This window comes from Maribacter vaceletii (assembly GCF_003634105.1).
Taxonomy (GTDB): Bacteria; Bacteroidota; Bacteroidia; order Flavobacteriales; family Flavobacteriaceae; genus Maribacter_B; species Maribacter_B vaceletii.
This window is the reverse complement of record NZ_RBIQ01000007.1, coordinates 800,943-817,230: the sequence shown is the minus strand read 5'-3', so window position 1 is coordinate 817,230 and position 16,288 is coordinate 800,943. Positions and strand designations below refer to the sequence as shown.

Annotated in this window: 10 protein-coding genes; 8 read left to right on the top strand and 2 right to left on the bottom strand. The window is 29.6% G+C overall.

Going from position 1 to position 16,288, the window contains the following annotated elements; translation table 11 throughout:
- Positions 1 to 4 precede the first annotated feature (4 nt).
- Both CLV91_RS03285 and CLV91_RS03280 read right to left on the bottom strand, forming a co-directional pair.
- Positions 5 to 1,081 carry a DUF2652 domain-containing protein gene (locus CLV91_RS03285; protein WP_121063936.1) on the bottom strand — a complete coding sequence of 359 codons (1,077 nt, stop codon included), beginning with the start codon at positions 1,079 to 1,081 and terminating at the stop codon, positions 5 to 7.
- Positions 1,082 to 1,250: 169 nt separating this feature from the next.
- Positions 1,251 to 3,539 (bottom strand): TonB-dependent receptor, encoded by a 2,289-nt coding sequence (locus CLV91_RS03280; protein WP_121063934.1) that lies wholly within the window; start codon positions 3,537 to 3,539, stop codon positions 1,251 to 1,253.
- Between the two features lie 93 nt (positions 3,540 to 3,632).
- On the opposite strand from CLV91_RS03280, the gene CLV91_RS03275 reads away from it, so the two are divergent.
- The 8 genes from CLV91_RS03275 (at position 3,633) to CLV91_RS03240 (ending at position 16,254) form a co-directional block, all read left to right on the top strand.
- Entirely contained in the window at positions 3,633 to 4,289 is a 657-nt protein-coding gene (locus CLV91_RS03275; protein WP_121063933.1) for a metal-dependent transcriptional regulator, read from the top strand.
- Between the two features lie 2 nt (positions 4,290 to 4,291).
- On the top strand, positions 4,292 to 5,113 hold the full coding sequence (locus tag CLV91_RS03270) for a ZIP family metal transporter (RefSeq protein WP_121063931.1): 822 nt from the start codon (positions 4,292 to 4,294) through the stop codon (positions 5,111 to 5,113).
- Between the two features lie 55 nt (positions 5,114 to 5,168).
- Positions 5,169 to 6,185 (top strand): endo alpha-1,4 polygalactosaminidase, encoded by a 1,017-nt coding sequence (locus CLV91_RS03265; RefSeq protein WP_121063929.1) that lies wholly within the window; start codon positions 5,169 to 5,171, stop codon positions 6,183 to 6,185.
- A gap of 137 nt (positions 6,186 to 6,322) precedes the next feature.
- The gene (pelF, locus tag CLV91_RS03260) at positions 6,323 to 7,834 is read left to right on the top strand and encodes a GT4 family glycosyltransferase PelF (protein ID WP_121063927.1); all 1,512 of its coding nucleotides are present in this window, start codon (positions 6,323 to 6,325) and stop codon (positions 7,832 to 7,834) included.
- Positions 7,835 to 7,860: 26 nt separating this feature from the next.
- Positions 7,861 to 9,468, top strand: a complete 1,608-nt coding sequence (locus CLV91_RS03255; RefSeq protein WP_121063925.1) for a hypothetical protein — start codon at positions 7,861 to 7,863, stop codon at positions 9,466 to 9,468.
- Positions 9,469 to 9,508: 40 nt separating this feature from the next.
- Positions 9,509 to 10,270: an endo alpha-1,4 polygalactosaminidase gene (locus CLV91_RS03250; protein WP_170146691.1), complete on the top strand. Its 762-nt coding sequence runs from the start codon at positions 9,509 to 9,511 to the stop codon at positions 10,268 to 10,270.
- A gap of 3 nt (positions 10,271 to 10,273) precedes the next feature.
- Positions 10,274 to 12,253, top strand: a complete 1,980-nt coding sequence (locus CLV91_RS03245) for a hypothetical protein (RefSeq protein WP_121063921.1) — start codon at positions 10,274 to 10,276, stop codon at positions 12,251 to 12,253.
- Positions 12,250 to 16,254: a DUF2194 domain-containing protein gene (locus tag CLV91_RS03240; RefSeq protein ID WP_121063919.1), complete on the top strand. Its 4,005-nt coding sequence runs from the start codon at positions 12,250 to 12,252 to the stop codon at positions 16,252 to 16,254. Before CLV91_RS03245 ends, CLV91_RS03240 begins: the two co-directional genes overlap by 4 nt.
- The last annotated feature ends 34 nt before the right edge of the window (positions 16,255 to 16,288 follow it).

Below are 16,288 nucleotides of genomic sequence, written 5' to 3'. Positions count from 1 at the left end.
TTTTTTAAGTTATAGATGCTAATTTGATTATATTTTCCATGGTCTGTATAACGGTTTTGTTAATTTTTCTTTTAGCAATTAAAAAAATTATAATTTTTTTAATTGGAGATGTCACAAACCAGTAAGTTTCTATTTTTAAATTAGATTTTTCTTTAGAAAGTGGTGTAATAGTGTAAAATTGATAGAAAGTATCTACTATTGGAGGGCTTTTAGTGAATTCTCCATAAATTAATTGTCCCTTTTTTACTTCTTTTACTACAGTGGTAAAATCTAAGTGTTTTTCTTTTATAACACAAATATGCTCTGTACCTTTTCTATTAATTTCATTTTCATTGTATTCAAATTTATCTACTCCATTTACCCATAAGTAGCGGTATTTAAAATTAGAAATATATTCATATAATTTTTCAGCAGACAATTCAATATTTTTAGAATAGGTTAAATTTGGAGGGTTAGGCAAAATAACCTTTTCTATAGATCTTAAAGGCTTAAGTTGTAAAAGTTCAGAATTAATAACAGCATAGATATAAGTAAGTTCTTTAGAATCGTAAATATTTACACCTTCTCTAAATTTAAATAATTTGCTATAATAATAAATAGGCAATCCTATTTCAGAAGCTAAAGATTTACTTATTAAAACGTAGTTATCACTATCTACAGAGTTTTTAAGCATTCTATGTGCTTCAATTACTTCTTTACCAAAAGGTTTTCGGTTTCTTTGTACTTCAATAAATTGTATTTCTCCACAATGTGCTATAATTTTTAATTGCAAATTGGGAGCTGTTGCACAAGCATTACAAGGGCAAATCCTATTTTCTTTTAATAATTTTAAATGGCTGTAGAATGCTATAAACATAGATTCTATTTGCGCAAGTAATCTTTCTTGCGAAGGCACTTCTCCTTCCTTATAAAAAAACAAAGCGTCTCCTTCAACTTCGGCAAGTTGCAATTCTTCGGTATTAGATTGTATTAAAACTTCTAATAGCTCGGCAATAACATGTTGGCTATGTTCTACTTCTGTTGTTTGTATAAATTCTGTAAATCCAGAAATATCAGGTATAAAAAGCAGAGAATTAGCCATTTTATATGGTTTAGTTATTTATAAAAGTATATAAATTTTGTCGGACTAATAAAACAACCTTACTACTAATTTTACTCGATAATCGAGATTTAAAGGCTCCGAGGCTTGCCTCGAAATCAAAATCAGTTTCCTATAAATGCCTTGTGGGCTTGCCCCGAGGTAGTTTACTTTAATCTAAACGATAACGTATCCCAAAAAATCCTCTAATACCTTGGTTGGGTCCATAAACATAGGTTGGGTCAAAAGTTAAGGCGTTAGGGTTATTTGCTGTGGCAACAGCATCTCCGTTGGTATCAAAAGTTACCTCTTTATCAAATGGGTCATTAGCTCTAGCAATAATAAAAGGATTTCCACGGTTGGGTGTCCAGTCTAAAAGGTTTTTAACACCCGCGTAAAGCTCTACGTTTTTTATTCCGTTATATGTAAACTGTATGTTTTGTATGCTCCAAACAGGGGAGTATTCACTTCTTGGGTCTAGTTCTCCTAATAATGGTAATCGCATTGGGCCATAAAAGTTGCCCGTATAATCTATTGTTAAATTCCAAGGCGCAATTGTATAAGTTACTCCCCATGTTCCAGAATAGCCTTCGGTTAGTATTTGTCTTTCTGTTATTCCATCTTCTGTATTACTAACATCCATTATTGTAGCTCCTAAAGAAACTTTTAATTGGTTGGGAAATGAAATATCTAAATTAAGACTAGCTCCTTTAGATACCGATTTTCCGTCTAAATTATCATATATAATTTGATTAGGGTTTGTGTCATAATCTGGTAGAATTACATTGCTAAAATGAGTAAAAAAAAGTGATGCATCTAGTGTGGCAAAAGTACCATTGGTCCCATAGAATTTTTGCAAGTAATTAAGGTTGGCATTGTAAGACTGTTCTGGTTTTAATTCATTAGCAATTATTACTTCTCTTGATCCAGTTAATGCAGCATGGTCTTCTGTAAATAAATTTACAACTCTAAATCCTGTGCCGGCATTTAATCTTATAATACCATTGGTAGTAACTTTATATTTATAGGCTGCTCTAGGTGTAAAAATAGAACCATGTCTACTATCATAATCATACCTAGCACCTAATAATAAAGAGTGTTTTTTATTAAACTTTATTTCGTCTTGAATAAAAAGACTAGGAATAACTATTTCATCTGGATTATTGCCGGTAGTTGTTTCGGTAGCAGAAGTATTATCATCATAGTAATTATAGCGTAATGCTGTTCCAAAAAGTAAATCGTGTTTCCCTTTAGTTTTATCCCAAGTAAGTTGTGTAAAACCAATACGCTGGTCTGCTAAATAAGGTGTGTCTCCATAAAAAGAGTCTTGGTGGTGATCGTTATAAGAAAATGAAAATAGGACCTTTTCTTTAATTGGTAATTGGTATTTTCCTAATATTTCCCATCTTTTTGTTTTAATGCTTTCGCCATAGATATCAGTACCGCCCCTAAATTCGGGTGTCCATTGCATTTCTCCGCCCCAACGATTTTCGTAAAAAAATCTCCCAGCAAAGGAGAGTATTCTGTTTTCTTTACGTTTAAAATTCCATTTTTGAAAAACGGAGATTCGCTCTTGTATGGTTAAATCGGTAAAATTATCATTGTTATTATCTATTGGATTATCATAATTAAAGTAGTTAATTCCTATTAGTGCATCTGTCTTTTTACCAACACTTAGTTTTGCACCTAAATCTAAACTATATTCTTCCCAACCTGTAGCAAATGCATCGGCAAAAAATATAGGGGCTTCATCGGTACTTTTTGTAATAACGTTAATTAGTCCGCCAACGGCTTCACTACCATATAAACTAGAAGCAGGGCCTTTTACAATTTCTATTTGTTCTATAAGGGAATTAGGAATTCCAGAAAGTCCATATACAGTTCCTAATCCACTTACAATTGGCATTCCGTCTATTAAAACCAGAGTATAAGGGCCTTCTAAACCATTAATATGTATGTCTCCAGTATTACAAACACTACAATTTATTTGCGGGCGTACTCCGTTTACATTTTGTAGTGCTTCAAAGATATTAGCGGTAGGGTTCTTTTTTAAGAAAGTAGGGCTATATACTTCAACAGGAACTGGGCTATCTAATCTATTTACAGCTTTTAAGGTTCCTGTTACTACAGTTTCTTCTAATTCTTCAGAAGAAGCTATTAACTCTATAAGAACTGTTTTACTTTCTTTTTCTTTAAGTGCTATTTTCTTAATATAAGGTTGGTAGCCAAGCACTGAAACCGATAATGTATAATCTCCAGCACTTAAATTTTGTAATCCAAAAGCACCTTTTTCATTTGTTGATGTTCCTTTAATAGTTCCTTTTAAAAGAACATTAGCAAAGGGTATAGCTATGTTGTTTTCAGAAACCACACCATTTATTTGTCCTTCTTGAGCTGTTAATGTAATACAGCTGCATAAAACTAGAAAGCTTATTAGTAGAGATTTGTATAGTATATTCATTACTATTTTTTGTGGAAGTAAAATAAAATTTAGGCAAATCTAAAAATTTGTTTTTAGTAATAAAAATGTATTTTTGTTAAAAATGAAAATATAATGACCCTCTCAGAAGAAGACTATATTAAAATTATATATCATTTAGGTAAAGGAGATCAAGGAACGGTTTCTACAAATGCTATTGCAGAAAAAATGGAAACCAAACCATCTTCTGTTAGTGATATGATTAAAAAATTGTCTGAAAAAGGCCTTGTAAATTATAAAAAATACCAAGGTGTTACACTTTCTGAATATGGTTTAAAAGTAGCTTTGTCTATTGTTAGAAAGCACAGGCTTTGGGAAGTTTTTTTAGTTGAAAAATTAGAGTTTTCTTGGGATGAGGTTCATGAAGTTGCAGAGCAACTAGAGCATATAAAGAGTGAAAAGTTAATAGATATGCTAGATAAGCATTTAGGATTTCCTCAAATTGACCCACATGGTGATCCAATACCATCTAAAAGTGGCGAGTTTAAAAAATCTATTAAAAGACTATTAAATGAAGTGCCAATTGGAAAAGAAGGAATTTGTGTTGGAGTAAAAGACTCTTCACCCCCTTTTTTAAAGTTTTTAGATAAAAATAAAATAGCTTTAGGAGATTCTATTTTTGTTGTAGATAAAGAAGAGTTTGATGGCTCATTGCATATAAAAATTAGAGATGTAGATATACGAATATCAGACCAAATAGCATCTAACCTATATTTAAGAATAATAGAATAACCATGGAACAAGTAATTGCATATTTAGAATCTATAGATCCAATTTTAGCAGCATTTTATGCTACAATTTTTACATGGGGATTAACAGCTGCAGGAGCTGCATTAGTTTTTTTGTTTAAAACCATGAATAGAGCCGTCTTAGATGGCATGTTAGGTTTTACTGGAGGAGTAATGGTAGCAGCAAGTTTTTGGAGTTTATTAGCTCCAGGAATAGAAATGAGTCCTGGAGAAGGGTTTGTAAAAGTAATTCCGGCAGCAGTTGGTTTTTTGCTTGGAGCATTATTTTTATTTGGCTTAGATAAGGTTTTACCACATTTGCATATTAATTTTAAGGAAAGCGAAACAGAAGGGATAAAAACACCTTGGCACAGGTCTGTATTATTAACACTAGCAATAACCTTGCATAATATTCCAGAAGGTTTGGCAGTTGGGGTTTTATTTGGAGGTGTTGCTGCAGGGTTTGATGGTGCTTCCATTGGGGGTGCAGTAGCTTTAGCTTTAGGTATAGGGCTTCAAAATTTTCCAGAAGGCTTTGCAGTTGCTATGCCTTTAAGAAGGCAAGGTTTAAGCAGAACCAAAAGTTTTATGTTTGGACAAGCATCTGCATTAGTAGAACCAATTGCAGCTGTAATAGGAGCTTGGGCAGTACTTACTTTTCAGCCAATATTACCTTACGCACTTTCTTTTGCTGCAGGAGCAATGATTTTTGTAGTGGTAGAGGAAGTTATTCCAGAAACCCAACAAGATAAACATACAGATATTGCAGTAATGGGCTTTATTGGTGGTTTTATTGTAATGATGACTTTAGATGTAGGTTTGGGGTAACTAATTGATTGTAAATATATATTACATTTGTAGCACTATACAAACTATGAGAACTATGAGTTTTATAAAGCTAGTTTTGTTTTTATTTTTTTTAAATACAGGTTGTGAAAAAAGTAATAACAATATTCCAGAGGTAGAAAAAAAAACTATTCCGTCAATAGGGGATAGAGATTTTAGAGAAGATATGCGTTCTTTTGTTATTGGTTTAAGTGCACATGCAAAAGCACAGAATTCTGATTTTTCTATTATACCACAAAATGGAATTGAATTAGTGACAAAGTCAGGTTCTGCTGAGGGTTCTCCTAGTAAAAAGTATTTAGAAGCTATAGATGGTAACGGACAAGAAAATTTATTTTATGGGTATAAGAGAGATAATGTTGCTACAGAGAAAGAAGTGACAGACTATAATGTTGGCTTATTAAAAGTTTCTCAAGAGTATGGAAATTCAATTTTTGTTATTGATTATTGTTCATCTGAGGACAAAATAGAGGATGCATATACACAAAATTATAACTTAGGTTTTATCCCTTTTGTTGCTACAGAAAGAGACTTAACGTTAATCCCAACAGTACCTACCAAACTTAATAAATTAACTAGCAGAGATGTATCTTCTCTTGATGATGCAGAGAATTTTTTATTTATTCTTAATTATGAAGACTATGACACTAAAAATGAGTTACTTAATGAAATAGGAAACTCTAATTATGATGTAGTTTTTTTAGATATGTTCTTTAATGATGGTACTCCATTTTCAAAATTAAATATTGAAAAGTTAAAAACGAAACCAGATGGAGGGCAAAGATTGGTTATGTGTTACATGTCAATTGGAGAGGCAGAAGACTACAGGTATTACTGGGATAGTGATTGGGATAAAAACGAACCTGTTTGGTTAGATAAAGAAAATAAAAACTGGAAAGGAAATTTTAAAGTACGCTATTGGGAAGAAGAATGGCAGAATATTATTTATGGAAATGAAGATGCCTACTTAGATAAAATACTATCTACAGGGTTTGATGGAGTATATCTTGATATTATTGATGCCTTTGAGTATTTTGAGAACTATGATGAGTAGTGTTTTTTATCGATGAAGGTAATGAATATGACCCTTTATAGATTAAATGCATAGCTTCAACCAAAATAAAATAACATATCTTAGTTATGTGTTTTCTTTGAATTTGTTTTAACAAATATAGAAATAGGAAAACCTACATGACACTAACCAATAACCCTATTAATGTACTTCTTATTACCGAAGGAACTTACCCCTATAATGGAGGAGGAGTTTCTACTTGGGCGCACGATTTATGCTCTAAAACTAAAGGGATAGATTTTACACTATATTCTATAAACGCAGGAGTAGAAGTAACCCCTAGATATCCATTATCAAAAAATGTAAAAAAAATTATTCAGGTTCCAATGTGGTCTCCAGAAGAACCTTTTGATTGTGTAGATTATAACATAAAATATTCTACCATATTAAAGGCAAGGGAATATACATCAGAAGATATTATTATAAACTCTTTTGTTCCTAATTTTAAATCTTTCATTGAAGAAATATATTCTGAAAATCAATCTTTAAAAACAGTAAATGCTTGTTTTTATAAAATGTGGCGCTTTTTTCAGAAATATGATTACAAAACAACAATGACTAGTGAGCCAGTTTGGAATACATTCTGTAATGTAATTTCTAATGTGCTCCCTAAGGATGAGTTAAATAGAATACCATTAGAAGACATGACTACAGCAATGCGCTGGATATATCGTTTTCTTATTCCTATGGCAATAGAAGTTCCTAAAATGGATATATCACATATAACTATTTCTGGAATTGCAGTTATACCCGCATTAGCATTAAAATATAAGTATAATACCCCTATTTTGGTAACAGAACATGGTGTTTTTATTCGGGAACGTTTAATTGCAATAAGTACTGCAGATTATTCTTATTTCTTAAAAAAGATGCTAATCAATTTTTCGGAGTGTATTACCAAATTGGTATATTCTCATGCTTCAAAAATTACAACAGTAAGTAAATTTAACGTGTCTTGGGAAAATTTTTATGGTGCAGAATTATCTAAAATTGACGTAATATATAATGGTGTTGATGAAAACTTATTTACTCCAAGACCTAAACCAGAGCATTTAAAAGACATTCCTACAGTAGTAGCCGCAGCAAGAATTTTTGATTTAAAAGATATTCTTACAATGATTAAAACTTGTGCAGAGGTTATAAAAACAATACCAGAGGTACAGTTTTTAATTTATGGTAATAAAGATGCTGTGCCGGAGTATACCGAAGAATGTGAAAATTTGATAAAAGAGCTTAAATTAGAGAGTAATTTTTTCTTGAAAGGTTTTCATAATAAACCAGAGTTAATTTATTCGGAAGGAGATATATCTATATTAACCTCAATTTCGGAAGGTTTTCCATACACTGTAATAGAGTCTATGAGTTGTGGTGTTCCAGTTGTTTCTACAGATGTTGGTGGTGTTACAGAAGCTATAGATGATACTTGCGGACTTGTTTGTAAGCCTAAAGATTATGTGGAAATAGCAGAGAACGTTGTTAAATTATTAGAAAATCAACAACTAAGAAGTTGGATGGGAGAAAATGCAAGAAATAAAGTAACCAACCGTTTTACTATAGAAAAATTTATTAAGTCTTTTGAAGAAACCTATCAAAATTTAGGTGAAACACATACCCATTTGGTAGAAAATTAAAAAAATAATAACCCCTTTTTTTCTTCATGAAAAGTCTACATAATAATATAGAAACTGTAACTACATCTGTAATACAAAAAATAGGAAATCCTGTTAGTGTTATGGTTGTTTTGGCTACTTTAGAATCTTTTGGAATACGCGATAAAGATGTATTTTCAGATTATGGATTTGTATCTATTTCAGATTTAGCAAAGCATATTTATGAAGATTTAAAAAGTAGAGATATAGAGTCTCTTAAAAATGTAAATGAGCTTAAAAAGGCAAAAGACAAAAAATCAGTTATACCAGTCTCTAGTTATTTATGGATGAAAACAAAATTGTTAGTGCAATTTTATCCACTAGGAATATTTCATTTACTACCAATTTTTTTACAAATAGCATCTATAATTGTTTTTGGCTATTCTTTATGGGCTTTTATTGGTTTTAATATTGTACAGTCTACCTCTGTAGTATTTGGTGTAATTATAGGCCTAATAGCATCTGGAGGATACGTTCAGGTACTTGGAAGGCAAGCATCTTTTTATTGGCATCATCAAGAGTATAAACAAGCAAAGATGGTGGTTAATAAATTAATAGAATCTGGAATAAAAGGGCTATTGGTAACATTTTTAGTTATTTCTGCTATAAATTTTCTGTTTAATCTTTATCCTTTTTCATTCATTTTAATTACTTGTGTTTATGCCTTTTTAATAGGATTGCTTCTTTTGGTATCGGCCCCTTTTCATACTATAAGGCAAAGATGGGTAATATCCTTAGCAATATTAATGGCAACGGGTATAGCTTTAGGTTTAAAACTTTATACTACGTTACATGTATATGTAACACATTGGGTAGGTATTGCAGTAGCTATATTCATATCAAAATTATTCTTAGAGTATTTTTTTAATAAGAAAAAGGGGTCTTATACAGAAGAAACTCTTAGACCAAAAAAGCTAATGGTAATCTATAAAAACTATAGATACTTTTTTTACGGAACCCTTATTTATGTTTTTATTTTTATTGATAGAATATTAGCATGGTCTGCAGATATAGATTTAACACATCAGTTTATTTTTCTTTATGAAAAGAACTATGAAATTGGGATGGATTTAGCAATTGTTATTTTCTTTATGTTGGCAGGTGTTTTAGAATATTCCATTGCTTCTTTTAGTAAATTTTTAGATGTTAAGCAACGTAATATTTTATTAGTAAATAAAGATACATTTAACCGTAGCTTGTTTAAAATGTATTTAGGGCATATTTCTTTGTTGCTACTTACGGCACTTTTAACTACAACTTTTATCTATTTATTAATTACTCAACCATGGGGGTACCAAGCTAATTTTGGAGAAGCTTTAGATTTTATAAGTGTTAAAGTATGTATTATAGGAGGCATAGGGTATTTGTTTTTAACATGGGGTATGCTTAACTCTTTATATCTATTTACACTAGATGCTCCAAAAGGACCATTACGTTCTATACTAATTGCTTGTTTGGCTAATTTAATAGTAGGCTTTATTTTATGTAGGGTAATAAGTTATGAATATAGCGTTGTAGGTATGCTAGTAGGAGCAGGGCTTTTTATGCTATTAACTTTGAGAGAAACTATTATCTTTTTTAAAAAACTAGATTATCATTATTATGCAGCTTATTAGTATGTTTTACTTTTTATTACCTTTTTTAGGTGTGTCACAGATGCATACTAAGGATAATTCTATACAAGAGAAATTGTTTGTTTGTTATGGTAAAGTAAATCCAGAATTAGTAAAAGGCTATGCTTTAGTAATTATAGAATCGGGACATTATTCTTCATCAGAAATTGCTGTATTTAATAAAAATAATAAAAAGGTTGTAGCTTATTTAAGCTTATCCGAAGTAAATGAATATGCTTCTTTTTATAAAGAGATTAAACCATATACCTTAGGGAAAAATGATACTTGGAATAGTCATTTCATTGATATAAAGAATAAGAACGCACAACAGGTATTATTAAATGAAATTAATAGAATGCAAAAAAAAGGCGTTCAAGGTTTGTTTTTAGATAATTTAGATAATGTTTCTAAGTGGGGAAACTTATATAATCAAAAAGAAGAATTTATAAGTTTTTTAAAGAATCTTAAAAGTAAAAACAAAGACATTTATTTGGTTCAAAATGGAGGTCTTTTTTTAGCTAAAGATTTTAAAAACATAACTAATGCTATCCTTATAGAATCTGTTATTAGCTCTTATAATTTTGAAAAAAAAGAATATAAGTTAAGAGATAAGGTTACTAAAAAACAAATTGTAGAAAATTTAAGAGCAACAAAAAAACAAGTAAAAAAACCAATATATATAATAGAATATGCCGAAACTTTGGAGATGAAAACGATTATTAATAAGGAGTTAAAAAAAATGGGGTTTTCATCATTTGTAGGACAAATAGATTTACAAACTATTCCAAAATTTAAAAGTAATTAAAAAATGGTAATTCTAGATAATGTTCTATTAGGCCCTTTTAGGGTTTTACTACTTTTCTTAGGAGTACTTTTTGTACATCAAATAGTTACAAAGCAACCAATAAAAACCTATAATTTAGATTATGTAGTAAAGCGTTCTATATTCTTTGGGAGTGCAATATTATTATTAATTTTTGCACTAGTACATTTTAAGATGTATGATGTTTTTACATTAATCTCTTTGTTCATAGGATTACTTCTTTATTTATATTTAGATTTAGGAAGCTTTCATAATTCTGCTAGTCAAATTCAAAAAAAGAGAAAAGCTTTTCTTCTTTCTTTTTTTAAGTTTATGGAAGAAAGACCAAATATTTCTAAGCAAGTAAAAAAGAGTAAAAACTTTTTTATTCCTAAGAGGATTAATTTTAAAGTTTTAACAGCTTTTTTAGTTTCTTTTGCTTGTTTTGTTTCAAGATATTTATTTCTAAAAAATGATTTATATACATTATCTGGATTGTGGATTCAGAATTTAGAATTTGTAAAACAGTTTAATGAAAATAAATGGTTTACTCCTGGCTTTATTATGCTAGGAGAAAATGCTTTAATAAATTTTTATAGCAAAATAACAGGCATTAGTGAAGAAATGGCAGTACATTCTTTTGGATTGTTAGAAACTTTTGCAGTAAGTTTAATTCTATATTGGGTAGTAGCTAAAATCACTAAATCTAATTTTTTAGCGCCCATGATAGGGGTTCTATTCTTTGGCTTCTTTTACAAATATTTACCAATAAACATAAACTTATTACTAGAGCATAATGCCTTATATATGGCTATTTGTTTTGCGTTACCGCTTATGTTATTTACTGTAAAACCAGAATTGCTTACAAACGAAAAGCGCAAGTTTTTTACACTGTTCTTTATTGTTTATACTGCTTTAGGGTTAATAAATTTATTTGTGGCTTTAATAATTATGCCAATTTTTTTAGTAATAGCAATACTTTTATTTACTAAGAAAAATTTGCCATATATTCTAAGGAGTATATTAAGCTATGTTTCAGCAATTAGTTTAATTTCTATTGTACATGTAATAGCATGTTGGTATACAGGAACTTCTTTTTTCTCTTTTTTAAGAGAAAATATAATATTAGTGGATGTATACACTTATTTTCCCCAATTAATAATTAGTATAGATGAGTTGGTTCTTGTATATTCTTTATTAGGAGGCATTACAATTTTAGTTCTTTTACCATTATTTATAAAAAATAGAGAAAAATGGAATCCAGCTATGGTATTTCTACTTTTCTTTAATGCCATAATTGCTTTGAAATGGTTAAAATTGTCATGGATAGACATAGATTTATACTATCAATCTATGTCCGTATTAATTGTTATTCTTATAGGAATAGTATGTGGTGTATTGGTATATTATTTTAAACTTTCTGTTCCTAAAAAAAGAAATTTAAGAATTATTAGTATAGCAAGTATTTTTATCGTTTTTATTTCTGTATCCTATTTTACAAATAGTTTTTTTAAATATGATTTTAAAAAAACAGATGAACTTAAAACAGACATTTTATTAGTTTATAATGACTTGTCTAGTAATTACTTGCCGTTTTCTTATGCCGTTGTAAATCAAGATTACGGGCGTAGTATTAGTAAAAGTGAGCATCACTTTATCAATTATAATATTTTTACAAAATTATATTCTAAGAGAGATTCTATCTATCAAACTATAAAGGATGATGAAGAATTAATGAAGAAGAATTCTAGTAATATTTTACCCAATAGTGTTTTTGTTTTTATTCCAAAAAACAATTCTAATTCTATCGATGAAAATTTTATAATTAAAAAAGAAACCGCTTTAGAAACAGATGCGCAAATAAATATTCTTAAAAATAGGGGACGTAAGGTAAAGGTATATTTTGAAGATGATTTTTTAACCGTTTATGAAATAATAAACAAAGAAAATGCTTCAAAATTGAACGATTTAATTTTTGATTTATGATTCAAAATATAAAATTTGGTTTAGTAATCTTATTATTAGGATTAACAATAGGTTGCCAAAGAGATATATACAGATTTACACACGAGTTTAGTATTCCAGAAAAGAGTAAAGAACTTCCATTAGTGCAGTTTTTAGTTAGTAAAAATGAATATAGCAATGCTATAGAAAGTAAAAATTTATATAAAGCATTAGATTATACTAAAATACCTTATAAAAATTTATATGTTAAAGACTTTAATGAGGTTCCTAAAATTGCGCCAACTACTAGAGTATTATGTATATATGAAACCACTCCTTTAAATGATAAAGCTATTAAATCACTAATTAATTTTGTTGCTAAAGGAGGAACATTATATGTAACAAAAGCAATTAAAGATAATCGTATTGCTTTTTTATTAGGACTTAATCCAGATGCAAATTGGGAAACTAATTTAACGGCACAAGGATACAATCTTTTATCTCCTATTTTTCCAGGTAAGCAGGGGCTAAAGTATAATGATGATGGATTACATTTAGGCTTCTCTGGACGTAATTTTTCGGATAATGCGCAGGTTTTAGTAAGTGCTACTAATAATAATGATTATCCTGTTTTATTAGAAAATAAGATTGGTAAAGGAAGAGTTATACTCTTTAATTCTGCCACATTATTAAATAAAAGTATGCGTGGTTTCATGTTTTCTAGTATCCTTAAAGGTTTAGAAGGCATTCCTTACCCAATAGCAAATGTGGCAACAATATTTTTAGATGATTTTCCAGCTCCTACCTATAATATTTATAAAGAACCTATTAAATCAGAACTTAATATAACGGTAACAGATTACGTAAAAGATGTTTGGTGGCCCGATATGAAAAAATTTGCATCAGAACAAAACATGGAGTATACTGCTTATGTTACATTTGATTATAATGCACATGTTATACCACCTTTTACTTTTAAAGAATGGGATAGAAATACTGTTGTAAAAAATGGGGCTACACAAAAACTTAGTGCTTGGATTGCCAGAGATGTACTTAAAAGTGGACATGAACTAGGTTTTCATGGGTATAACCATGTCTCCTTATTAAAATCGGATTGGAAAAATCCAAAATATATAGTTACAGGATTAGATGCTGCCGAAAAAAAATGGAAAGTATTAGACTTTAAAAATTTGCCAACTTCTTATGTGCCGCCATCAAACTATATAGATAGTGTTGGGTTAGCAAAGTTACATGAAGGAATGCCAAGTCTTAAATACATGCAAAGTATTTATTTAGGAACAAAAGAAGAGGGCGGTAATAGAGAGTTTGATCCAGAACCTTATAATGATAAGTTTTTTGATTTTCCTAGAATAAGTAGTGGTTATGTATTAGAAAAAACAAATACTTGGGCTATAGAATCTATGTATATATGTACAGGTATATGGACACATTTTGTGCATCCAGATGATGTTTATCAAATTCCTGATGCATCAAATGCTGCAACTAGTGGTCATTTTAGTTACAGAAATAAACACAAGTTAAACTGGTATTCTAAAAATGGTAAAAAAGGTATGTTAGATACTTTTAAGGATCATATTTATGAATATAAGAGAGATCATCCATTTTCAAGGTTTATAAATGCAACCAAAGCATCTGAAAAAACCATGGATTGGCGTTATGCGTATTATAGACATTCTAATTTTGATGGTTTCTATGAAGTTGAGAGTAATAATGCAAGAAACAAGGATAAGAGTAATTTTTGGTTAATGTATGTAGACAATGCAAACATTAAGTTAGTAGAGGAACTTTTAGCTGGTGAGGAAGTTGAAGTTAAAAAAACCGCAATGTTAGATGGCTTTTTATTCTCTATAAAAACAAGAAACCCATCTATCTCTGTGCCAGATTTATTTGGTAAATCTGGAGGTGTAAACAAACCAGATAATCTTGTGGTTTCAGAGGTAAATAAGGCTTACGAATTGTATTTGCATAACAAAAAATTAATGGCTCCAATGGCAGATTTGGTTAATAGATTTGTTGCGGATGGAGAATTAAAAAAAGCTACAGATTTAATAGAAGAAAATTTTAAAACAAACCCAAATGCAAGTTCAGATTTATGGAAAGAGTATGCAACATACATGGTTTGGCAAAAAAGAGAAAAAGAAATTTGGGTTAATTTAAACAAGTATTACCTAAGATTCAAATCTAAAAATACTGCAGATATATCTAGAAAAGTACATACAATAGCAGGTTATCCTAATAACATAGTTCGTAAACAATGGCTTACAAGACAAATAGAATGGAAAACTAAAGATGCTAATGTTTTAACGGAATATGTAGATTATTTTAATGAACCTCAAGATTATAAACAAATAAAAAAAGTATTAAAGCGGTTAGTAACTATACAGCCAAATTCTAAAAACGCATCACTTTATATAAATCATTTAATAGATACTAAGGATAAAGATTTAATAGATGAATTATTACAATTAAAGTCTTGTGAAAAGGAATACGAAGAATTAGCAAGTACTATTGCTTGGACTTTTGCAGATAATCTTAGGTTTGATAAGGCTTTAGAATGGGAAAAATGTGCAAAAGGAATAGATAAAGAAACAAAAGACTTTTGGGTATTAAGTTCTTCTGATTTTGAAAGAATGAAAGAAAAAGACTTTCCATATTACATAGCTTTATTATTAGCAAATGATACAAGAAAGGCTGTTCAAGAACTTAAAAATGAAGAAAGTTGTTCTAAAGAATTAAAACACTTATCTAATAAAATAGCAGCGTCTTTTGCAGATTATGGAAATTATAAAAAAGCATTAAAATGGGCAGAATGTGCAGATAATATTGCTATTAAAGATAAAATGTCTTGGCTATATGAAACAAATAATATAAGCATGTTAAAAGAGGTTTTTAACACATATATAGCAGCTAATACAAAAGATTATGAGGTTCGTTCTTTTATGGCTACTATAATGTTGTATGAAGGAAAAATAGAGGAATCTGCTAGAATAGCATTTAGTATACCAAGTGATAAAATTGATGAAAAATATAAAAGAGCTCTTAATAAAGAAGTAAAAGACTTAGAGCTTAAAGAACAATTAGTGATTTTTAGAAAATATGGCGATTTATTAGACCCTGAAATTGGCAAACAAGTTGCAAAGAAAATGAGACAAGAAAGAGGCTCTTCTATAAGTTTTGGTTCTTTTAGTATTAATGATAAGTTAAGACTTAATGCTTTAACAAATAACCTAACCTATAGTACTCATAGCACTAAAGGCGATATGCATAGCTTTTCTTTTGTACAAAGTACTATGTATAAATTAGATGGTTTTCGTAGAAGAAGATCTAATGTAGGTCATGATTTAATAGGGGCAGAATATAGATTTACAAAAAAGTCTAGTAAAAAATATAAATATGCTTTAAAAGGAAGAGCAGAGAGAGACAATTTTGGAGAGTTCTTTTTTCAAGCAGGAGCAGAATTAAACTATTCTAAGAAAGATAATTTCACGGCTTTTCAATTAGACGCTTTTCCAGTAAGATCCGGGCCAGGTTATTCTTTAGATATTTACAGGGTACAGTTTAATGGTTATAAAGAAATGGTAATAGGCAAGAAGTTTGTGCCTATAATTTCATTAGAGTCTAATTATTATACAGATAAAGAAAATGACCACATGCTAATGGGTAGGTTAGAGTACAAATTTATTAAATTTAATAAATTTAAGCTTAACCCAATGATAGAAGGGGCAGGGGGTATTGGTAGTACAGACCGTAGGTCTGGTTACCCATATTGGATGGCTAAAGAAAGAATTTATGGAGGTGCAGGAGCTTTAGTAGTGTTAGGTTCAGATAAAAGTAAATTTAACTTCTCTGCAGACTTTGGTTTCTTTTTAGAAAAAAATGAGCCTACTTTTCAAAGATATATAGGAGATATGTCTTATAGAATAACAGACTTTACAAAGATTAACCTTGGATATGAATTTTACACTATTAAAAATTTCTATTCTAATGTTATTCAGTTTGGGTTAATTTATAATTTTAAATAAAAGAAACTATCTTGTAGCTTCTATTGTTTTAATT

Excerpts from the sequence above, each read along its gene's own strand:
- CLV91_RS03255 (WP_121063925.1), top strand. The coding sequence starts at position 7,861 with ATGAAAAGTCTACATAATAATATAGAAACTGTAACTACATCTGTAATA.
- CLV91_RS03250 (WP_170146691.1), top strand. The coding sequence starts at position 9,509 with ATGCATACTAAGGATAATTCTATACAAGAGAAATTGTTTGTTTGTTAT.
- CLV91_RS03285 (WP_121063936.1), bottom strand. The coding sequence starts at position 1,081 with ATGGCTAATTCTCTGCTTTTTATACCTGATATTTCTGGATTTACAGAA.
- CLV91_RS03275 (WP_121063933.1), top strand. The coding sequence starts at position 3,633 with ATGACCCTCTCAGAAGAAGACTATATTAAAATTATATATCATTTAGGT.
- CLV91_RS03240 (WP_121063919.1), top strand. The coding sequence starts at position 12,250 with ATGATTCAAAATATAAAATTTGGTTTAGTAATCTTATTATTAGGATTA.
- CLV91_RS03270 (WP_121063931.1), top strand. The coding sequence starts at position 4,292 with ATGGAACAAGTAATTGCATATTTAGAATCTATAGATCCAATTTTAGCA.
- pelF (WP_121063927.1), top strand. The coding sequence starts at position 6,323 with ATGACACTAACCAATAACCCTATTAATGTACTTCTTATTACCGAAGGA.
- CLV91_RS03280 (WP_121063934.1), bottom strand. The coding sequence starts at position 3,539 with ATGAATATACTATACAAATCTCTACTAATAAGCTTTCTAGTTTTATGC.
- CLV91_RS03245 (WP_121063921.1), top strand. The coding sequence starts at position 10,274 with ATGGTAATTCTAGATAATGTTCTATTAGGCCCTTTTAGGGTTTTACTA.
- CLV91_RS03265 (WP_121063929.1), top strand. The coding sequence starts at position 5,169 with ATGAGTTTTATAAAGCTAGTTTTGTTTTTATTTTTTTTAAATACAGGT.